The 20270-nt window shown below is 74.8% G+C and carries 19 protein-coding genes; 14 read left to right on the top strand and 5 right to left on the bottom strand.

Annotation, left to right across the window (positions count from 1 at the left end):
- Positions 1 to 444: 444 nt before the first annotated feature.
- From ACFVHB_RS03680 to ACFVHB_RS03660, 5 genes are all read left to right on the top strand, one after another.
- Positions 445 to 747, top strand: a complete 303-nt coding sequence (locus tag ACFVHB_RS03680; RefSeq protein WP_380314617.1) for a GNAT family N-acetyltransferase — start codon at positions 445 to 447, stop codon at positions 745 to 747.
- On the top strand, positions 747 to 1214 hold the full coding sequence (locus ACFVHB_RS03675; protein WP_380314616.1) for a (4Fe-4S)-binding protein: 468 nt from the start codon (positions 747 to 749) through the stop codon (positions 1212 to 1214). Before ACFVHB_RS03680 ends, ACFVHB_RS03675 begins: the two co-directional genes overlap by 1 nt.
- A gap of 148 nt (positions 1215 to 1362) precedes the next feature.
- Entirely contained in the window at positions 1363 to 2358 is a 996-nt protein-coding gene (locus ACFVHB_RS03670; RefSeq protein WP_380314733.1) for an aldo/keto reductase, read from the top strand.
- A 156-nt stretch (positions 2359 to 2514) separates the two neighbouring features.
- Positions 2515 to 3102, top strand: a complete 588-nt coding sequence (locus ACFVHB_RS03665; protein ID WP_380314615.1) for a TetR family transcriptional regulator — start codon at positions 2515 to 2517, stop codon at positions 3100 to 3102.
- A 124-nt stretch (positions 3103 to 3226) separates the two neighbouring features.
- Positions 3227 to 4132: an ADP-ribosylglycohydrolase family protein gene (locus ACFVHB_RS03660; protein ID WP_380314614.1), complete on the top strand. Its 906-nt coding sequence runs from the start codon at positions 3227 to 3229 to the stop codon at positions 4130 to 4132.
- A 122-nt stretch (positions 4133 to 4254) separates the two neighbouring features.
- On the opposite strand, the gene ACFVHB_RS03655 is transcribed toward ACFVHB_RS03660, so the two are convergent.
- On the bottom strand, positions 4255 to 4521 hold the full coding sequence (locus ACFVHB_RS03655; protein ID WP_380314613.1) for a GlsB/YeaQ/YmgE family stress response membrane protein: 267 nt from the start codon (positions 4519 to 4521) through the stop codon (positions 4255 to 4257).
- A 141-nt stretch (positions 4522 to 4662) separates the two neighbouring features.
- Between ACFVHB_RS03655 and ACFVHB_RS03650 the strand changes: the two genes are divergently transcribed.
- Positions 4663 to 5901: a glycosyltransferase gene (locus ACFVHB_RS03650; protein ID WP_380314612.1), complete on the top strand. Its 1239-nt coding sequence runs from the start codon at positions 4663 to 4665 to the stop codon at positions 5899 to 5901.
- 411 nt (positions 5902 to 6312) lie between these two features.
- On the opposite strand, the gene ACFVHB_RS03645 is transcribed toward ACFVHB_RS03650, so the two are convergent.
- The 4 genes from ACFVHB_RS03645 to ACFVHB_RS03630 all read right to left on the bottom strand — a co-directional run bounded on the left by ACFVHB_RS03645 (position 6313) and on the right by ACFVHB_RS03630 (position 11258).
- Positions 6313 to 7830, bottom strand: coding sequence for an NCS1 family nucleobase:cation symporter-1 (locus ACFVHB_RS03645; protein WP_380314731.1), 1518 nt, complete (start codon positions 7828 to 7830; stop codon positions 6313 to 6315).
- Between the two features lie 14 nt (positions 7831 to 7844).
- Positions 7845 to 8876 carry a TIGR03842 family LLM class F420-dependent oxidoreductase gene (locus tag ACFVHB_RS03640; RefSeq protein WP_380314611.1) on the bottom strand — a complete coding sequence of 344 codons (1032 nt, stop codon included), beginning with the start codon at positions 8874 to 8876 and terminating at the stop codon, positions 7845 to 7847.
- Between the two features lie 97 nt (positions 8877 to 8973).
- Positions 8974 to 10404, bottom strand: coding sequence for a dihydropyrimidinase (gene hydA, locus ACFVHB_RS03635; RefSeq protein ID WP_380314610.1), 1431 nt, complete (start codon positions 10402 to 10404; stop codon positions 8974 to 8976).
- 11 nt (positions 10405 to 10415) lie between these two features.
- Positions 10416 to 11258: a nitrilase-related carbon-nitrogen hydrolase gene (locus tag ACFVHB_RS03630; RefSeq protein ID WP_380314609.1), complete on the bottom strand. Its 843-nt coding sequence runs from the start codon at positions 11256 to 11258 to the stop codon at positions 10416 to 10418.
- Between the two features lie 493 nt (positions 11259 to 11751).
- On the opposite strand from ACFVHB_RS03630, the gene ACFVHB_RS03625 reads away from it, so the two are divergent.
- The 8 genes from ACFVHB_RS03625 (at position 11752) to ACFVHB_RS03590 (ending at position 20196) form a co-directional block, all read left to right on the top strand.
- Positions 11752 to 15093 carry a hypothetical protein gene (locus ACFVHB_RS03625; RefSeq protein WP_380314608.1) on the top strand — a complete coding sequence of 1114 codons (3342 nt, stop codon included), beginning with the start codon at positions 11752 to 11754 and terminating at the stop codon, positions 15091 to 15093.
- 33 nt (positions 15094 to 15126) lie between these two features.
- Positions 15127 to 15204: a putative leader peptide gene (locus ACFVHB_RS03620; RefSeq protein WP_101948289.1), complete on the top strand. Its 78-nt coding sequence runs from the start codon at positions 15127 to 15129 to the stop codon at positions 15202 to 15204.
- Between the two features lie 213 nt (positions 15205 to 15417).
- Complete coding sequence (locus tag ACFVHB_RS03615) at positions 15418 to 16017, top strand: cysteine dioxygenase (protein ID WP_380314607.1); 600 nt, start codon at positions 15418 to 15420, stop codon at positions 16015 to 16017.
- The gene (locus tag ACFVHB_RS03610) at positions 16011 to 16397 is read left to right on the top strand and encodes a rhodanese-like domain-containing protein (protein ID WP_380314606.1); all 387 of its coding nucleotides are present in this window, start codon (positions 16011 to 16013) and stop codon (positions 16395 to 16397) included. Before ACFVHB_RS03615 ends, ACFVHB_RS03610 begins: the two co-directional genes overlap by 7 nt.
- Positions 16398 to 16654: 257 nt before the next feature.
- Positions 16655 to 17836, top strand: coding sequence for an ATP-binding cassette domain-containing protein (locus tag ACFVHB_RS03605; RefSeq protein ID WP_380314605.1), 1182 nt, complete (start codon positions 16655 to 16657; stop codon positions 17834 to 17836).
- Positions 17826 to 18494 carry an ABC transporter permease gene (locus ACFVHB_RS03600; RefSeq protein ID WP_380314604.1) on the top strand — a complete coding sequence of 223 codons (669 nt, stop codon included), beginning with the start codon at positions 17826 to 17828 and terminating at the stop codon, positions 18492 to 18494. Before ACFVHB_RS03605 ends, ACFVHB_RS03600 begins: the two co-directional genes overlap by 11 nt.
- A complete protein-coding gene (locus ACFVHB_RS03595; RefSeq protein WP_380314603.1) occupies positions 18491 to 19168 on the top strand; it encodes an ABC transporter permease in 678 nt (225 codons plus the stop codon). The genes ACFVHB_RS03600 and ACFVHB_RS03595 overlap by 4 nt, the downstream gene beginning before the upstream one ends.
- Positions 19169 to 19203: 35 nt before the next feature.
- The gene (locus ACFVHB_RS03590) at positions 19204 to 20196 is read left to right on the top strand and encodes an ABC transporter substrate-binding protein (RefSeq protein ID WP_380314602.1); all 993 of its coding nucleotides are present in this window, start codon (positions 19204 to 19206) and stop codon (positions 20194 to 20196) included.
- Positions 20197 to 20270: the final 74 nt, after the last annotated feature.

Here is a 20270-nt window from a genome sequence, read left to right as displayed (position 1 = left end):
CCATGACGACAGGTCAGCTCCGTCTCCGCCCCCGTTCCTCCCCCGGGAGGATCCCGTCCGACGCTCGCGGGACCGGTCGGCCGAGCGGCGGCCACCGTCGGTGCCGGAGGTCGGCGCCGGGACCGGGGCGGTGACCCACCTCCCCGCCCAAGTGCCGCGCTCCGGCGACCGCTTGCACGCGGTCGACGCGCGCCCCACGGTTCGCGGAGCGCTTGCGGCAGGACGCCGAGCTGAACCGGCGCGACCGCCGATCGGGTTCCGGCTTCCGGCCTGCCGCGTGAAGGAGCTGCCGCGTGGTGGAGCTGTCGGAGGCCGGCCGGTGCGGCACCAAGGGCGCGTGGTGCGCCGAGTGCGCCGAGTGCGTCGACGGGCGGGGCGACGAGCGGCGCTCGATGATGGACCGGGGCCGGCCCCGGCTCCGTGTCCGGCAGCGAGGAGCCTCCGATGACCGTCACGGTACGCGACGCCGAAGCCAACAGCCGATTCGAGGCGTGGGTGGACGACACCCTCGCCGGATTCGCCGAGTACCTGCGCAGCGACCACCTGGTCGTCTACCCGCACACCGAGGTGGCACCGGCCTTCGAGGGGCAGGGGATCGGCGGGGCGCTGGCCCGGGCCGCGCTGGACGACGCCCGCAAGCGCGAGCTGCCGGTGCTGGCGACGTGCCCCTTCATCGAGGCCTGGATGCGGCGCCACCCCGAGTACATGGAGCTCGCGTACGAGAACCGCAGCCGGGTGAGCGACTGATGGGCGGCGGGGAGGGTGCTGCCGGGCCCCGCCGCCCGGCCGCGAGGACGTACGAGGCCGAGGGGATCGCGGTGACCTTCGATCCGCTGGTCTGCCGGCACGCGGCCGAGTGCGTGCGCGGGCTGCCGGCGGTGTTCGACACGACGCGACGGCCGTGGATCATGCCGGACGCGGCCGACCCGGGGTTGCTCGCCGAGGTGGTCCGGCGCTGCCCGACGGGCGCGCTCCGGTACTGGCTGGCGGGCGGCGGGACGGAGGTGCCGGACCGGCCGACCTCGATCCGGCGGATGGCGGACGGGCGGCTGCTGGTGCGCGGGGACCTGCGGGTGACGGGCGCGGAGGGCGCGGTCCGGGAGACGCCGCGGGCGATGCTGTGCGGCTGCGGGCTCAGCGCCGGTCAGCCGTACTGCGACCGGAGCGGGGCGTGCGGCGGCGGGGCGGAGGAGGGGAGCGGCGCGGGCGGCTGACGGCCGGCCGCTGACAGATGACAAAAGACAGATGACAGATAACAGATTTTGAAATCTGTCAGCCGTCGTGCCATAGTTGAACTCGGCCACCCGCCACTCCCCTCCCCACCCCTCGCCGCCAGGAGTACCCGTGTCCACCACCCCCCGGATCGCCCGGCGAGCCCTCGGCGCCACCGGCCTCACCACCTCCGCCCTCGGTCTCGGCTGCATGGGCATGTCAGACCTCTACGGCCCCGCCGACGAGGCGGAGAGCATCGCCACCGTCCACGCCGCGCTCGACGCCGGTGTCACCCTGCTCGACACCGGCGACTTCTACGGCATGGGCCACAACGAGCTGCTGATCCACGACGCCCTGCGCGGCCGCGACCGCGCGAGCGTGCAGATCAGCGTGAAGTTCGGGGCCCAGCGCAGCCCCGACGGCCAGTGGCTCGGCTACGACGCCAGCCCGGCCGCCACCAAGACCGCCCTCGCCTACACCCTGCGCCGCCTGCGCACCGACTACGTCGACGTCTACCGCCCGGCCCGCCTCGACCCGAACGTGCCGGTGGAGGAGACCGTCGGCGCGATCGCCGACCTGGTCAAGGCCGGGTACGTCCGCCACATCGGCCTCTCCGAGGTCGGCGCCGACACCCTGCGCCGGGCCGCCACCGTCCACCCGATCAGCGACCTGCAGATCGAGTACTCGCTCATCTCGCGTTCCGTCGAGTCCGAGATCCTGCCCGCCGCACGCGAGTTGGGCATCGGGGTCACCGCCTACGGGGTGCTCTCGCGCGGGCTGCTCAGCGGCCACTGGAGCAACGAACGCGCCCTGGCCGGCAACGACTTCCGCGGCCACAGCCCGCGCTTCCAGGGCGAGAACCTCGCCCACAACCTCGAGCTGGTCGAGGCGCTGCGCGCGGTCGCCGCCGGGCGGGGGGCCAGTGTCGCCCAGGTCGCGATCGCCTGGGTCGCCTCGCGCGGCGAGGACGTCGTCCCGCTGGTCGGCGCCCGCCGCCGCGACCGGCTCGCCGAGGCCCTCGGCGCCTTGGACGTCACGCTCTCCGCCGCCGACCTCGCCGCGATCGAGGCCGCCGTCCCGGCCCGGTCCGCCGCCGGGGACAGGTACGCTGCCGCTCAGATGGCCCACCTCGACAGCGAGCACTGACCGCGGCACCCGCCCCGGCCGCCCGTTCGCGGCACCGGGGCGGGCCGTCCGCGCAGGAGAGCAGGACCCGCACCACCCCCAAGCCTCACGACCCTCAGCCGCAGCACCGTCCACCGCCCCGGCGGCGGGCGCACCACCGTAAGGACGCACCTCGCCGTGACCACGGAAAGCGCACTCACCCCCGAGCAGATCCTGAGCGCGACGGAGGACGTCCTCAGGCGGTTCGGGCCGGCCAAGGCCACCGTCGTCGACGTCGCCCGTACCCTCGGCGTCAGCCACAGCAGCGTCTACCGCTTCTTCCCGAGCAAGGCGGCGCTGCGCGAGGCCGTGACCCAGCGCTGGCTCGACCAGGCCCACTACGCCCTGCAGTTCATCGCCACCGAGCCCGGCCCCGCCGAGGAGCGGCTGCACCGCTGGCTGGAGACGCTGTTCGCCGCCAAGCGGAAGAAGGCGCTCGACGACCCGCAGCTGTTCGCGACGTACATGACGCTGGTCTCCGAGACCAGCAGCACCGTCGAGAAGCACATCGACACCCTGGTCGGCCAGATCGGCCAGATCATCCAGGACGGCGTCGAGGCCGAGGAGTTCAAGCTCGCCCACATCGGGTCGACCGCCCGGGCCGTCTTCGAGGCGACCGCCCACTTCCACGACCCCGCGTACGCCGCCGAGTGGGCGGACCCGCACGCCCAGGAGCGGTTCGAGGCCCTCTGGAAGCTGATCCTCGGCGGCCTCCGCGCCGCGTAGCCTCCCGGCCCGGGCGGCGGGGGCGGGCCCGGACAATCCCCCGCCGCCGGGGAAAACCCGTTCGCCCGCGGGTGCCGCCGCCCGGCAGACTGGCGCGCACAGTTGATCCCACTCGGAGGATGACATGCGCGCCACCGGACCTGCCCTGGACAGCCTGCACGGGCTCGCCCTCGGCGACGCCTTCGGTGACCGCTGGTTGTCCGTCCCGCTCGACGAGGCGCCCGCGGCCCTGGCGGCCCGGCTGCCCCGGCCGGCACCGTGGCACTGGACGGACGACACCGCCATGGCACTCGTCCTGGTGCGCCACCTGGTCCGCGACGGCGAGGTCGGGCAGGACGCGCTGGCCCGCGAGTTCGCGGCCGAGTACGTGGGTGAGTACAACCGCAAGTACGGCCCGTCCATGCACCGCGTGCTGCGCGAGATCGACGGCGGCGCCGACTGGCGAGGCGTCACCGCGGGGCAGTTCGGCGGCCAGGGCTCGCACGGGAACGGTGCCGCGATGCGGGTCGCCCCACTCGGCGCCTGGTTCGCCGAGGACCTCGGCGCCGTCGCCCGGCAGGCCGAACTGCAGGCGCTCACCACGCACTTCCACCCCGAGGCGGTGGCCGGCGCGGTCGCGGTCGCCCTGGCGGCGGCGCTCGCCGCCCGCAGCCGGGGCCAACGCCCGCCCGCCCGTGCCGAGTTGTTGGCCGAGGTGGCCGGCCGACTGCCCGACAGCGACGTCCGTTCCGGGCTGCGGATCGCCGCCCGCCTCCCCGAGCACACCTCCGTCCGGCACGCCGCGAACGTGCTCGGCTCGGGCCTCCTGATCTCCGCCCCGGACACCGTCCCGTTCGCCCTCTGGTCCGCCGCCGGGCACCTGGACTCGCTGCCCGAGGCGATCTGGCACACCCTGGAGGGCTGGGGCGACAAGGACACCACCTGCGCCATCGCCGCCGGCGTGGTCGCCGCCCGGACCGGGCTCGCGGACGTGCCCGCCGCGTGGCTGGCCGCCCGCGAGGAACTGCCCGGCTGGGTCGCCGAGGTCTGACGCCGCCCCGAGCCGCCCCACCAGGCGCCCGCGCCCGCCTAGCCGCCACCGGACGCCCGCGCCGCCCCGAGCCGCCCCACCAGGCATGCGGGCCGCGCAGGCCCCGCCGGGCGGCGTACGGCTCAGCTGCGGGAGTTGCCGAAGAAGATCCGGTAGAGGATCAGCAGCACCAGCGCGCCGCCGATCGCCGACACCCAGGTGGCCAGGTCGAAAAAGTGCGCGGCGACCTGCCGGTGCAGGAAGTGCGAGGCGATCCAACCACCGACGAAGGACCCGGCGATGCCGATCAGGGTGGTCACCACCAGACCGCCCGGGTCCCTCCCCGGCAGCAGCAGCTTGGCCAGCGCACCGGCCACCAGACCCAGCACGATCCACGCGACGATGCCCATACGTCCTCCCGCCCTCCGCGACGGCGGTCCCGGCCGACCGGGTCCGCTCTGCAACGGAGGACGCCGCCGTGCGCCCCGGCGGTTCCGGGCGCCGGGCGTGGCAGCCGCCTCCGGGGCGGCCCGCGCCGCGATACTGCCGCCATGCGCATCCTGATCGCCACCGCCGGCTCCCGGGGCGACGTGGCCCCCTTCACCGGACTCGGCGCCCGCCTCCACGCGGCCGGCCATCAGGTGGCCGTCGCCACCCACACCACCTTCGCCGACACCGTGCGCGCGGCCGGCCTGGAGTTCCGCGCCCTCCCCGTCGACCCGCGCGCCGAACTCGCCTCCACCGGCGGCCAACGCCTCCTCCGGGCCGGTGCCGGACCGCTCGGCATCCTCCAACTCCTGCGCCTCGGGCGGGCCTTCATGCCCGCCCTCGGCGACGGCATCGCCGCGGCCACCGAGCAGGGCGCCGACCTCCTCCTCACCACCAGCACCACCGCCGCGCTCGGACAGGTCGCCGCCGAGGCGGCCGGCATCCGCACCCTCGCCCTGCACCTCCAACCGCTGGAGCCCACCCGGGAGTTCGCCCCGGCGGTCACCGGCACGCGGTCGCTCGGCCGCACCGGCAACCTGGTCGCCGGCCACGCCGTCCAGGCCGCCACCGACCGCCTGTTCGCCCCCGCGGCCAGCCGGCTCCGGCGCCGGCTGGGCCTGCCGGCCCGCAGCATCGCCCGGGCCCGCCGCGAACACCCCGTCCTGCACGGCTTCTCGCCCGTGGTCGTCCCCCGTCCGGCGGACTGGCGCCCCGGGCTCGACGTCGCAGGCTACTGGTGGCCGCACCCGGAGCCCGGCTGGCAACCCCCGCGCCGGCTCCTCGACTTCCTCGCCGCCGGGCCGCCGCCGGTCTTCGTGGGCTTCGGCAGCCTGGTCGTGCCCGACCCGGAACGTCTCACCGCCACCGTCCTCGCGGCGCTGCGGGGCGCCCGCGTCCGTGGCGTCCTGCAGGCCGGCTGGAGCGGGCTCGTCGCGCCGGACAGCGATACCGTCCTCGCCATCGACGACGCGCCGCACGAGTGGCTCTTCCCGCGCTGCGCCGCGGTCGTCCACCACGCCGGGGCCGGGACCACGGGCGCCACCCTGCGCGCCGGCACCCCGGCGATCCCCGTCCCCGCCCAACTCGACGCCCCCTTCTGGTCCGCCCGGCTCGCCCGCCTCGGCACCACCCCCGGACCGGTCCCGTTCCCCGCCCTCACCGCGGCCCGGCTCACCACCGCGATCCGGCAGGCCCTCGACATCCCGCACTACCGCGCCCGCGCCCGGGCGGTGGCAGCCGCGCTCGGCCGGGAGGACGGAACGGCGAAGGTCCTCGCGGCCATCGACCGGCTCGCGGGCTGAGCCCGGACGGCGGACCGAACCCGGACGGCAGACCGAGCCCGGACGGCGGGCCCGGCCCACGGGACGCGTCGGCCGCGCCCCCGGACGGCGCCGGCGGGCCGACGGACCCGCAGCGTGGCAGGGCGGCCTCCCGCGTGTACGGACGGTCCGGGACGGGACGGTCCAAGCGGGCGGATGCGAGGAAGGCGGAAACCCGCCCGATCCCGGCGTGCGCGCATGGTCCCGACGCCGACTCGTCCGCGCGCACCTCCCGCCGCCCGACGGGGCGGACGCACCGCCGTCCACCACGGTCCGCCACCGTCCACCGCAGTCCGCCCCCGCCCACAGCCGCCCGGCGCCCGTCCGCCGCGGCGCGAGGACCGGGGCGGACGGGCGCCGGGCGGGTCAGCGCGGTCAGCGCGGTCAGCGCGGTCAGCGCCGCGCAGGCCGCCCCAGCACGCTGAGCCCCGTGTAGAGCAGCAGTGCCGACGCGAACCCCACCGCCCACCCGTAGTCGGCGAGCGGTTCCAGTGCCGGCACCAGGCCGTCGTCCGGGAACGGCCCGCCGTGGGAACCGCCGACGGCCAGGAGCCCGCCGACCAGCAGGGCCGTGACGGCGCGCCAGTTCCAGCCGGCCGCGTACCAGTACCGCCCGCCGGGGCGGTAGAGGTCGGCGAGGTGGAGGCGGGTGCCGCGCAGCAGCCAGTAGTCGGCGATGAGGATGCCGGCGACGGTGCCGAGCAGGCCGCCGACCACACCGAGCCAGGTGAAGATGTAGACGTGCGGGTCGGAGATCAGCTTCCAGGGGAAGATGGCGATCCCGACGACGCCCGTGATCAGCGCCCCGGTGCGGAAGTTGACGAGCCGGGGCAGCAGGTTGGCGAGGTCGTAGGCGGGCGAGACGACGTTGGCCGCGATGTTGACGGACAGGGTCGCGACGAGGACGGTCAGCAGGGCGAACAGGATGCCGACCGGGTTCTCCATCTTGGCGGCGAGCGCGATCGGGTCCCAGACGGGTTCGCCGTAGACGGCCTGCGAGCCGGAGGTGACCAGTACCGAGAGCAGCGCGAAGAGCGTCATCGTGGTCGGCAGGCCGAGGGCCTGGCCGCGGATCTGGGCGCGCTGGCTGCCGCCGAAGCGGGTGAAGTCGGGGATGTTGAGGGAGAGGGTGGACCAGAACCCGATCATGCCCATCAGGGCGGGGAAGAAGACCTTCCAGAAGTCGCCGTCCCAGCCGAGCCGGGAGGGCTGGTCGAGCAGCGGCCCGAAGCCGCCCGCCTTGACGGCGATCCAGCCGAGCAGGGCGAGCGCGCCGACGATGACGAACGGCGCGGCCCAGTTCTCGAAGCGGCGCAGCGTCTCCATGCCGCGGGCGATGACGGCCATCTCGATCAGCCAGAACGCCAGGAAGGAGAGCCACTGCGTCCACGGGTAGCCGCCGAACTCGGCTGCCGTGCGCCAGGATTCGCCGAAGAGCTTGCCGGCGAGGAGGAAGATGCCCTCGCCGCCGATCCAGGTCTGGATGCCGAACCAGGCGCAGGCGACGGCGGCGCGCACGAGGGCGGGCAGGTTGGCGCCGCGCAGGCCGAAGGAGGCGCGGGCGAAGACCGGGAACGGGATGCCGTACTTGGTGCCGGCGTGGCCGGTGAGCAGCATCGGGACGAGCACGATCACGTTCGCGAGGGCGATGGTGAGGACGGCCTGTTTCCAGTCCATGCCGAGCGCGACGAGGCCGGAGGCGAGGGTCCAGGAGGGGATGTTGTGGGCCATGCCGACCCAGAGGGCGAGGAAGTTGTAGGTGGTCCAGGTGCGGCGGGCGACGGGGACGGGGCGGAGGTCGTCGTTGGTGAAGCCGTTGTCGGGCAGGGCCGCGGCGGCCGGGTCCAACTCGACCCGGCCGTCCGCGTGTTGGATCTGCCGTGGGGCGGATCCGGTGCCGCCGTCCCCTATCGCGGCGGTCTCGGTCACGGGCGCTCCCCTCGGCGCAGTCGCGGGATGACGTCGGTGCCGTACGCGTCGATGGTGGTTTCGACGGCGTCGTGCATGGCGTAGACGGCGAACTGGTCGACGCCGAGGGCGCGGAGCTGGTCCAGGCGGGCGAGTTGGGCGTCGACGGGGCCGATGAGACAGAAGCGGTCGACGATCTCGTCGGGGACGAAGGCGGTGTCGGGGTTCCCCGCGCGGCCGTGGTGGCTGTAGTCGTAGCCCTGGCGGCCCTTGATGTAGTCGGTGAGGGCCTCGGGGACGAGGTCGGAGTGTTCGCCGTAGTGGGTGACCAGGTCGGCGACGTGGTTGCCGACCATGCCGCCGAACCAGCGGCACTGTTCGCGGGCGTGGGCGAGGGCGGCCGGGGAGTCGTCGGCGGTGACGTAGGCGGGGGCGGCGACGCAGATGCTGAGGTCGTCGGGGGCGCGGCCGGCCTCGGCGGCGGCCCGCCGGACCGCCTTGATCATGAACTCGGTGAGGTAGGGGTCGGCGAGTTGGAGGATGAAGCCGTCGGCCTGACGGCCCGTCAGGGCGAGGGCCTTGGGGCCGTACGCGCCCATCCAGATGGGCAGGGTGGCGCCTTCGCCCACCCAGGGCAGGTGCATCTCGGTGCCGTCGACCTCGACGGTGCGGCCTTCGGCCAGTTCCTTGATGGCGTGCATGGCCTCGGAGAGCCGGGCGAGGGTGGCGGGGCGCCGGCCGGCGACCCGCATGGCGGAGTCGCCGCGGCCGATGCCGCAGACGGTGCGGTTGCCGTACATGTCGTTGAGGGTGGCGAACAGGGAGGCGGTGACCTCCCAGGTGCGGGTGGAGGGGTTGGTGACCATCGGGCCGACGGTGAGCCGGGTGGTCTCGGCGAGGATGCGGCTGTAGATGACGAAGGGCTCCTGCCAGAGGACGCAGGAGTCGAAGGTCCAGCCGTGGGTGAAGCCGGCCTGTTCGGCGCGGATCATGCGGTCGACGAGCAGGCGGGCGGGCGGGTCGGTCTGCAGGACGAGGCCGATGTCCATGAGGGGGGCTCCAGGGAACGCGGGCCGCCGCCCGGGGCGGGGCGGCCGGGGAACGGCCGGCCGGCCCCGGGCAGCGGCGGACGGGCGGGGAGGAGGGTCAGACCAGGTACTGGCAGGTGTCGCGGCGCAGGAAGGTGCCGTGGCCGGCCCGGCCGAGCCACCGGCCGTCGTCGAGCACGACGGTGCCGCGGGAGAGCACCGTCCGGGCGCGGCCGGTGAGCCGGCGGCCTTCGTAGGCCGAGTAGTCGACGTTCATGTGGTGGGTGGCGGCGGAGACGGTCTGCACGGCGGTGGGGTCGTAGACGACGAGGTCGGCGTCGGCGCCGGGCGCGATGGTGCCCTTGCGCGGGTGCAGGCCGAACATCCGGGCGGGCGTGGTGCAGGCGATCTCGATCCAGCGGCGCCGGCTGAGGTGCCCGTCCACGACGGCCTGGTGGAGCAGGTCCATCCGGTTCTCCACGCCCGGAAGGCCGTTGGGGATCTTCGAGAAGTCGCCGCGGCCGAGTTCCTTCTGCCCGGCGTAGCAGAACGGGCAGTGGTCGGTGGAGACCACCTGGAGGTCGTTGGTGCGCAGTCCGCGCCAGAGCGCCTCCTGGTGTTCGCGCGGCCGGAGCGGTGTGCTGCACACGTACTTGGCGCCCTCGAAGCCGTCGGCGCCCTCCTCGGCGAGGTTGTCGGTGGAGAGGAAGAGGTACTGCGGGCAGGTCTCGCCGAAGACGTTGAGGCCGTCGTCGCGGGCCCGGGCGAGTTCGGCGAGCGCCGAGGCGGCGGAGACGTGGACGACGTAGAGGGGGCTGCCGGCGACCTGGGCGAGCTTGATGGCGCGGTGGGTGGCCTCGGCCTCCAGCAGTTCCCGCCGGACCTCGCCGTGGTGGCGGGGGGCGGTCCGGCCGGCGGCGAGGGCCTGTTCGACCAGGACGTCGATGGCGATGCCGTTCTCGGCGTGCATCATGATGAGCCCGCCGTTTGCGGCGCCGCGCTGCATGGCGCGCAGGATCCGGCCGTCGTCGCTGTAGAAGACGCCGGGGTAGGCCATGAAGAGCTTGAAGGAGGTGGACTCGCCGGAGTCGACGAGGGCGTCCATCTCCTTGAGCACACCGTCGTTGACGTCGGAGACGATGGTGTGGAAGGCGTAGTCGACGGCGCAGTTGCCGTCGGCCTTGGCGTGCCAGGCGTCGAGGCCCTCGCGCAGGGAGCCGCCGACGGGCTGGACGGCGAAGTCGACGATGGTGGTGGTGCCGCCCCAGGCGGCGGCGCGGGTGCCGGTCTCGAAGGTGTCGGAGGCGGCGGTGCCGCCGAACGGGAGTTCCATGTGGGTGTGGGCGTCGACGCCGCCCGGGATGACGTAGTGGCCGGTCGCGTCGATGACGGTGCCGGCGGTCCAGGCCTGGGCGGCGGCACTGCCGGTGGCGGCGAGGGCGACGACGCGTTCGCCCTCGATCAGGACGTCGGCGTGGAGTTCGTCGGTGGCGGTGATGACGAGGCCGCCGCGGACGACGGTGCGTTCGGCGGGGTCGCGAGTGGTCATCGGGGTGCTCCTCACGCCTCGGTCAGGGGTCCGTAGGCCTCGGGGCGGCGGTCGCGGTAGAACGCCCACTGCTGGCGGACCTGTTCGATCAGGCCGAGGTCGAGGTCGCGGACGACGAGTTCCTCCTCCTTGTCGGAGGCGACGTCGCCGACGAACTGGCCGCGCGGGTCGACGAAGTAGGAGGTGCCGTAGAAGTCGTTGTCGCCGTACTCCTCGGTGCCGACGCGGTTGATGGCGGCGACGAAGTACTCGTTGGCGACGGCTGCGGCGGGCTGTTCGAGCTGCCAGAGGTAGGCGGAGAGGCCGCGGCTGGTGGCGGAGGGGTTGTAGACGATCTGGGCGCCGGCCAGGCCGAGCGCGCGCCAGCCCTCGGGGAAGTGGCGGTCGTAGCAGATGTACACGCCGACCTTGCCGACGGCGGTGTCGAAGACGGGCCAGCCGAGGTTGCCGGGCTTGAAGTAGTACTTCTCCCAGAACCCCTTGACCTGGGGGATGTGGTGCTTGCGGTACTTGCCGAGGTAGCGGCCGTCGGCGTCGATGACGGCGGCGGTGTTGTAGTAGATGCCGGGCTGGTCCTCCTCGTAGACGGGGACGACGATGACCAGGCCGAGTTCGCGGGCGAGGTCCTGCATCCGGCGGACGGTGGGGCCGTCGGGGACGGCCTCGGCCCAGCGGTAGTGCTCGGGTTCCTGGACCTGACAGAAATAGGGGGAGTTGAACACCTCCTGGAACCCGATGATCTTCGCGCCCTGGGTGGCGGCCTCCCGGGCGTACCGCTCGTGGAGGGCGATCATCGACTCCTGGTCTCCGGTCCACCGGGTCTGGACGAGGGCGGCGCGGACGATCTGCGACATGGGTACCTCCGCAACTCCGGGGCCCGGCCGGGGGGACGGGCCGTCGGTCTGAGGGTTGACGGGGCGGTTCTGCCTGCTGGTCCACGTGGGCTGCGCGCGTCGGCGTACCCGCCGGCGGGCGCGCCGACGCGCACATCCACGTCAGTGTCTACGTGCGTAGAACGTGGTGCGTAGACCGTAGGCCCGGCCTCGGTGGCCTGACAATACGTCGGGCGCAACGCGGCTGGGCGGTCTTGTCACCCGGACACGCAGGGGCGAGTAGATGGGATGAAACGGTCATCTACCCCGCTAGCGCTCCCCTTACTCATTCGGGTGAATCCTGCGCGAGGTACTGCGGATCGGGGTAGGACGCGTCACGATGCTGCTCCGGTGCGTCACCGGCCGGTGGCTGACGGTGGTCCGACACGGGTCGCCGGGGAACGGACGGAGCTCCGCGGCGGTCGACAGACGTCCGCGGATTCCGCGGAGGTGCGCGGGGGGGGGAGGTGGCGGCGTGGCGGCCGTGTCCGAGGGTTGTCCGGCGCCCGAGGGCGGCGCGCCCGGGGTGGCCGCGGTGTCCGCGGGGCCGCCGGTACCCGCGCGGCCCCCGCTGCCGGCGTGGGCCGGGGTCCTGCTCGCCCTCGCGGTGCCGCTGCCGGTCGTGGCGGGCGGGCTGCTGTTCGCGCACCGGGCCCCGGCGGTGCGGGGCGCCGCCCTGCAACTGGCCGGCAGCCGGGCCGCGGCCGAGGCCGTGGTCGGCGGCCAGGTCGCGGCGTACCGGGCGGCGCTGGCCGCCGACCGGTGGCTGCTCGGCGGCTACGCCCTGACCCTCCTGGCGGCCGGACTGCTCGGCCGGTACGTGCTCGGCCGGCCGCACTGGCGGCTCACCGCGCTCGCCGCCGGCGGCGCCGGCCTGCTCGCGGCCTCGTGCGACCTCGCCGAGAACGGACTGCTCGACGCGGGGCTGGGCGGGCTCGACCGCGCCGCCGGTGCCGGAGGCGCCGGGGGCACCGGGGGCACTGAAGGCACAGGGGCCGTCGGGGGCGCCGGCGGGACCGACACGCCCTTCGCCGTCGCGGCCGCGTTCGCCACCGTGAAGTGGCTGCTCCTCCTCCCGGCCGCGGTGGTCGCCGTGGTCGTCGTCGCCGTCACCCTGCACCGCGCGCTCCGCGGCCTGCTGTGGCGGCCGCCCCTCGACGGCACCACTCCCCCGGACACCCCGGACACCCCGGACACCCCGGACACCCCGGACACCCCGGACAGTGCGGAGGCGCCGGAGAGTGCGGAAGTGCCGGAAAGTGCGGAGGCCCCGGTGACGGCGGCCGCGCCCGCACTGGTAGCGCCCTGGCCGGTGGCCACCGCCCACGGCGGCCGCTGGCCTCCCGGCCCCCGTCCGCACCCGCCGCTCGACCACCAGGCCCGCTGGCGCAACGGCGCCGTCGTACCGCCCGGGCGGGAACACGCCCGGCTGGGCTTCTGCGTCTCCGGCGGCGGCATCCGCTCCGCCTGCCTCACCCTCGGCGCCCTCCAGGAGCTGCGGCCCTGGCTCCAACAGGCCCGCTACCTGGTCTCCGTCTCCGGCGGCGGCTACACCGTCGGCGCGTTCCAGCTGGCGCTCAGCGACTCGGCGCCCGGCGGCCCGGTGCACACCGCGTCCGGGGTGACGGCCGACGACGTCCTGGAGCCCGGCTCACCGGAGGAGGACCACCTCCGTCGGCACGCCAAGTACCTGGCGGAGGGCGCCGGACAGTGGCTGGTCGCCCTCGGCACGCTGCTGCGCGGCCTGGTCACCACGCTGACCCTGCTGCTCGCCACCGTCCTGGTGCTCGGCCTCGGGCTCAGCCGGTTCTACCACCTCGTGCCGCTCACCGACCTGGGCGGGCTGGCCGCCGTCGGCCTGCGTACCGGCGGCGGGGGCGGGGGCGACGGAGGCGGGGGCGTCGACGCGCTCGCCTTCCGGCCACCGGCCGTCCTGGCGCTGCTCGGCCTGCTCGCGGCCGGCGTCGGCTGCTGGCTGCTCTGGCTGCTGGTGTTCCCGCTGCTCGGCTGGAACTCCCCGCTGCCGCGTGCCCTGCGCCGGCTGTCGTACGGCGCGCTGGGGCTGGCGGCGCTGCTGACCGCCGGGGTGCTGGTGGTGCCCGGGCTGGCCTGGGGCGCGGTCGCGTTGCAGCAGGCGCTCGCGGTCGGCGCGGGGCGGACGGGCGCGGGCCTCAGCCTCACCGTCCTGCTCAGCTACCTGGCGCTGCTGCTCGGCATCCTCTGGCGCGGGCGCCGGGCCGCCGAACAGGGCGCGGCGGCGATCGGCGGGCTGCTGCGCGGCGCCCGGCGCGTCGGCGGCGGGCTGGGTGCCCGGATCGCCGAGTACCTGGTGGTCTGGTCGGCGCTGGCCGCGCTGTCCGCCGGGGCGCTGCTGGCCCTCGGCTGGGCGGTCGCCACCGGCCACGCCTGGCCGGTGGCCGCCCAGGTGCTGCTGCCGCTCGTCCTCGGCACCGTCGGGCTCAACCTCGACCAGACCTGGCTGGGCCTGCACCCGTTCTACCGGCGCCGGCTCGCCTCCGCGTTCGCCGTCCGGCGGGCCGTCGAGGACGGCGAGGTGCTGGCCCGGCCGTACCGCTTCTTCCGCGAGCAGACCCGGCTCAGCCACTACGCCGCCCGGCGCCCCGGCTTCCCGCAGGTGGTGTTCGCCGCGGCGGCCAACCTGTCCGGCAGCTCCCGCACCCCGCCCGGGCGCCGCGCGGTCTCGTTCACCTTCTCGTCCGACTACGTGGGCGGGCCGGACGTCGGCTACGCCCGGACCGACCTGCTGGAGCGGCGCACCCGGCCGCACATCGCCCGGGACCTCACCGTGCAGTCGGCGATGGCCGTCTCGGGGGCCGCGTTCTCCTCGGCGATGGGGCGTCAGTCCCGGTCGTACCAGGGGCTGTTCGCGGTCACCAACGCCCGGCTCGGCACCTGGCTGCCCAATCCGGCCGTACTCGGGCCGCTCTGGGCACCCGGCCGGGACTGGCGGACGGCGCCGCAGCCCGGCGTCCGGCGGCTCCCGTACCAACTGCGGGAACTCTGCGGGCGGTTCCCTATGGACGACCGGTTCCTGCTCACCACCGACGGCGGGCACTACGAGAACCTCGGGCTGGTCGAACTGCTCCGGCACGGCGTCCGGACGGCGGTCTGCGTCGACGCCAGCGGGGACACCTCGTACGCCGCCACCCTGGCGGCGGCGATCACGCTCGCCCGCGAGGAGCTGGGCGTCGTCATCACCCTGCACGAGCCGGAGCTGCTGCTCCCGGGCAGCGCGGGCGGGGCGGGCGGCGCCGGTGGCGGGCCACTGCGCGGGCTGGCGGCCCGGCTCGCCGACCGGCTCTCCGCCCGGGCGGTGATCACCGGCGACATCCGGTACCCGGGCCCGCTCGCCGTCCCGGAGGAGGGCGCGGCGGGGGACGACGCCCCGCGCGGCCGGGACGCCTCCCACGGCACCCTGATCGTCCTCCAGGCGGTGCTGACCGCGGACATGCCCTACGAGCTGCACTCCTACGCCGTGGCCAACCCGGCCTTCCCCAACGACTCGACCGGCGACCAGTGGTTCGACCACCGGCAGTTCGACGCCTACCAGACGCTCGGTCGCCACCTGGGCGCGCAGGCCGCGCCCGTGCTCAAGGCGGTGCTCGCCGGCACCGGCCCGGGCCCGGCCACCGTGGCGCACGCGCCCGCACCCGCACCCGCGCCCGCGCCCGCGCCCGCCGCACCCCACATCCCCGCGCCCCACACCCCCGCGCCCCACACCCCCGCGCCCGATATCCCCGCGCCTGGCGCGCCGCCGCCGCGACTCGCCACGCGGGATGGTGACGGGCTCGCTTGACTCGCGCCCGTCGCGTCGGGAAGGATCCGGCGCATGGACTCCGGCACCACTCTGGTCTGCCGCCTGCACGTCGATCTGCGACGCCAGGCGAGTTCCATCTGTGCCTGTTGACCCTGTCCTTCCCCGCCCGGCCCGCCCTGTGACGTCTTCCAGGGCCCGCGCCGCGCACCCGCACCCGCACTCCTGACGCGCCCCCGCCCGGCGCACCCGGCCGACACCCGGCAGCATCGCATCCGCGGCCGCGCCACGGCTCCGTCCGCACCCGCGGCCACGCCCGGGCCCGGCCACCCGCTCGCCCCGCCTTCCGTACCCGAGGACGCCCACATGAGCCTGGACCTCGCCTCCGACACCGACACCGACACCGACACCACCGATGCCGGCACCGTGACCGGCACCGGCACCGACGCCCACACCGACACCCTCCCCGCCCCCGCCCCCGCAGCACCCGCCGCTCCCGGGGAGCCGCGCGCCCCGCTCACACCCGACGCCCTGCGCGTGATCGTCCGCGACCTGGCCGAGCGGCCCGACCGGTGGATCCACCACGTCCGGCTCTCCACCGAGGAGCGCTGGTACCGGCGGCTCGTCGCCGACGAGGACCACGAGGTCTGGCTGATCAGCTGGCTGCCCGGCCAGTCGACCGGGTTCCACGACCACGGCGGCTCGCGCGGCGCGTTCGCCGTCGCACTCGGCGAGCTGGAAGAACTCTCGCTCGGCGGGGCCGAGCAGGGTCTGCTGGTCCGCCGGGTGCCGGCCGGCACCGCCCGCGCGTTCGGTCCGGCGTACGTGCACGACGTCCGCAACACGGCCACCGGCCCGGCCGTCACGCTGCACGCCTACTCGCCGCCGCTCAGCTCGATGTCGCACTACGAACTGCGGGCCGGCGGCCTGGTCCGCACCTCCCAGGAAGGACCGGAGCAATGGTGACCACCGTCGACGACCTGGTGGAACGCGCCCGCGAGGGGGTCCACCGGCCCCGGGCCCGGGAGGCCTACCAGGCACAGCTGGACGGCGCGCTGCTGGTGGACATCCGGCCCGCGGCGCAGCGGGCGGCCGAGGGGGAGATCCCCGGGGCGCTGGTGATCGAACGCAACGTGCTGGAGTGGCGGCTCGACCCGACGGGCAGCCACCGGATCCCGGAGGCGACCGGGTACGACCTGGAGGTGATCGTGGTCTGCTCGGCGGGCTACGCCTCCAGTCTGGCGGCCGCTTCGCTGCGCGAGCTGGGGCTGCTCCGGGCGACGGACCTGGACGGCGGTTTCGTCGGCTGGGCCGCCGCCGGCCTGCCGACCCGGCCGGGGAGCTGAGACCCACCCGCGCGCTGTCCCGCGATATCCCGGGGACAGAAGATGATCCACGTCATAGTCTGATCGGAGTTTCCGCCGGTCCGATGCCGGGCAACCACGCGGGCGGAAGTACGCCCAGGTAGTTGATATGACAGAGAGACGGTCAGGTTACACACCGTCATTATCGACATACCGTCACCGACAGCCGCCAACCAGCCATCGACCGACCGCCACCATCGGCACCGCCACCACGGGGCGCCGAGACGAGGAAACTCCCCGTGATCAGATTCGACGGCGCCGGCAAGCGCCACCCCGACGGCACCATAGCCGTCGGGGGCCTCGACCTCGACGTGCCCACCGGCCGGACGACCGTCCTGGTCGGCCCGTCCGGCTGCGGCAAGACGACCCTGCTGCGCATGGTCAACCGGATGGTCGAGCCGACCTCGGGCCGGGTCCTGCTGGACGGCACGGACGTCGCCGAGCTGGAGCCGGCCAAGCTGCGCCGCGGCATCGGGTACGTGATCCAGCAGGCCGGACTCTTCCCGCACCGCAAGGTGATCGACAACATCGCCACCGTCCCCTACCTGCTGGGCTGGGACCGGAAGAAGGCCCGCGCCCGCGCCGCCGAGCTGCTGGAGCTGGTCGGGCTGGCGCCCGAGACCGGCAAGCGGTACCCGTTCCAGCTCTCCGGCGGCCAGCAGCAGCGCGTCGGGGTGGCCCGGGCGCTGGCCGCCGACCCGCCGGTGCTGCTGATGGACGAGCCGTTCAGCGCCGTCGACCCGGTGGTCCGCGCCGGCCTCCAGGACGAGCTGCTGCGGCTCCAGTCCGAGCTGCACAAGACGGTGCTGTTCGTGACGCACGACATCGAGGAGGCCGTCCGGCTCGGCGACCAGGTCGTGGTGCTGCGCGAACAGGGCCGGATCGCCCAGCTCGCCGACCCGCACACGCTGCTCACCGCCCCCGCCGACGACGACGTCGCCGCCTTCCTCGGCCGCGACCGCGGCCTGCGCGGGCTCGGCCTGCGCCCCGCCGACGCCGTCCGGGTCCGGCCGCTGGCCGACGGGCTGCGGTTCGGCGGCTGGGAGTTGGCGCTGGACGACGAGCGCCGCCCGATCGGCTGGATCGACCGGGCCACGACCACCGCCAGCCTGCACCCGGCGCCCGGCTACCGGCCCGCGGCCGACACCCTGCGCACCGCGCTGGACGCCACCGTCCTCTCCCCCGCCGGCGTCGCCGTCGCGCTGGACGCCGAGGGCCGGGTCACCGGGACGGCGAGCCGCGAGGCCGTCCTCGCCGCCCTGGCGGGCGCCCCCGGGAGGTCCGACGCCGTGGCGGGCACCCCCGGGCGCCCCGACGCCGACGCGGACGGGCGGCCGCGGGCCGCGGTGGACGGCCGGCCCCGGGCCGTGGCCGGCGGAACACCGTCGGCCGAGCCGGACGGAGCCACCGGTGGACGATGAACCGATCGTCCGCTGGTACTGGATCGGCGACCACCTCGGCTACCTCGGCGACCTGCTCGCCGACCACGCCGTGATCGCCCTGCTCCCGGTGCTGATCGGCCTGCTGCTGGCCCTCCCGCTCGGCCTGGCCTGCGCCCGCTTCCCCCGCCTCTACCAGCCGCTCGCCGCCGTCTTCAACGTCGTCTACGCGCTGCCCTCGCTGGCCGTCTTCGTGGTGCTCATCCCCTACACCGGGCTGGCCACCCAGGCCACCGTGATGATCCCGCTCACCTTCTACGCGCTCGCCGTCCTGCTGCCGACCACGGTGGACGGGCTGCGCGCCGTCCCCGACCCGGTCCGGCAGGCGGCCACCGCGATGGGCTACGGCCCCTGGCACCGGCTGACCGCCGTCGAACTGCCCGCCGCCGTGCCCTACCTGGTGGCCGGGCTGCGGGTGGCGGCGGTCTCCAGCATCTCGCTGGCGAGCGTCGGCGCGCTGGTCGGGCGCGGCGGGCTGGGCTACCTGTTCATCGACGGGTTCCAGCGCACCTTCCCGACCCCGATCGTGGCCGGCATCGCGCTGATCGCCGCCCTGGCGCTGGCCGTGGACCTGCTGCTGCTCGGCGCCCGGCGGCTGCTCGCGCCGTGGGCCGTCCGGGAGAAGGGGGCCGGCCGGTGAACTGGCTCTCCTGGCTGGGGGACTTCTTCTCCTCCCCGGACCGCCGCAGCGGCCCGGACTCGATCGTGCACCGCGTCGCCGAGCACCTGCTGCTCTCCGGCGAGGCGCTGTTCTGGGCGGCGCTGCTGGCCGTCCCGCTCGGCCTGCTGATCGGCTACACCGGGCGCGGCGCCGCCGCCGTCACCTCGCTGGCGGGCGCCGCCCGCGCGCTGCCCACGCTCGGGCTGGTGACCCTGGCGGTGCTGCTGGCGGGGGTCGGTGACACGGCCGTACTGGTGCCGCTGGTCGCCCTCGCCGCGCCGCCGCTGCTGGTGGCCGCCGTCGAAGGGGTGCGCGGGACCGACCCGGACGTCCGGGACGCCGCGCGCGGCGTCGGGCTGACGCACCCGCAGGTGCTCCGGCAGGTCTGCCTGCCGTCCGCGCTGCCGACCCTGCTGGCGGGGTTCCGGACCGCCACGGTGCAGGTCATCGCGACGGCCACGGTCGCCGCGTACGTCGGGCTCGGCGGGCTCGGCCGGTACGTCATCGACGGGCTGGCCACCCGGAACTACGCCGTCACGGTGGGCGGCGCGCTGCTGGTGGTGCTGCTCGCGGTCGGCGCCCAGCTGTTCTACGCCCTGCTCGCCCGGTACGCCCTGCCGCCCGGGCTGCGCGCCCAGCGCCGGGCCCGCTGAACCTCCTTCCATCCTTCGAAAGGACACAAATCACCATGTCGACATCCGCATTCGCACGGCCGGCCGGGTCCGGAGCCGCACGGCGTGGAGCCGGGCGCCGGGCCGTCGCCCTCGGCACGCTGGCCGCGCTCGCCCTCGGCGCCACCGCCTGCTCCTCGTCCGGCGCGGACCCGCTGGGCGGCGGCTCGTCGTCCGCGGCGACCACCGGCGCCGGCGGGGCGGGCGGGGGCGGCGGTCAGGGCTCGACCGTGGTGGTCGGTTCGGCCAACTTCCCCGAGAACGTCCTGCTCGGCTCGATCTACTCGCAGGCACTGAAGGCCAAGGGCGTGAAGGTCCAGGAGAAGTTCAACATCGGCAGCCGCGAGGTGCTCTACGGGCAGGTCAAGGACGGCAGCCTGACCGTGCTGCCCGAGTACAACGGCTCGCTGCTCGCCTACCTCGGCGGCAAGGCGGCCGCACCCACCAAGGAGGAGGTCAACGCGGCCCTGGCGAAGACCCTGCCGGCCACACTGGCGATCCTGGACTCCTCGCCCGCTGAGGACAAGGACACCCTGAGCGTCAGCCAGGAGACCGCCGACAAGTACAACCTGAAGAGCATCGCGGACCTGGCCGGCAAGGCGGGCGAGTTCACCATCGGCGGCCCGCCGGAGTTCAAGTCCCGTCAGGAGCAGCCGTTCAAGGACGTCTACGGGCTGACCTTCAAGGAGTGGAAGTCGACCGGCGAGACCACCGCCAACGCGGTCAAGGACGGCTCGGTCCAGGTCGGCAACGTGTTCTCCACCGATCCCAAGATCACCCAGCTGAAGCTGGTCCCGCTGGCCGACCCGAAGAGCGTGTTCGGCGCGGAGAACGTCACGCCGCTGGTCAACAAGGCGGGCGTCGACGCCACCGCGACGGCCGCGCTCAACGCGGTGTCGGCCAAGCTGGACACGGCCGGCCTGCTGACGCTGATGAAGAAGGTCGCCGTCGACAAGGAGGACCCGTCGGCGGTGGCCAAGGACTGGCTGAAGGCCAACGGGCTGGTCTGAGCCGGACGGGCGGGCGAACAACTTTCAGACGACAACTTTCAGCGAACAGATTTCATCATCTGTTCGCTGAAAGT

The sequence above is a fragment of the Kitasatospora sp. NPDC127111 genome (assembly GCF_042677465.1).
Classification (GTDB): domain Bacteria; phylum Actinomycetota; class Actinomycetes; order Streptomycetales; family Streptomycetaceae; genus Kitasatospora.
The sequence above is the reverse complement of the archived record's forward strand: the minus strand, read 5'-3'. Positions and strand labels throughout refer to the sequence as shown.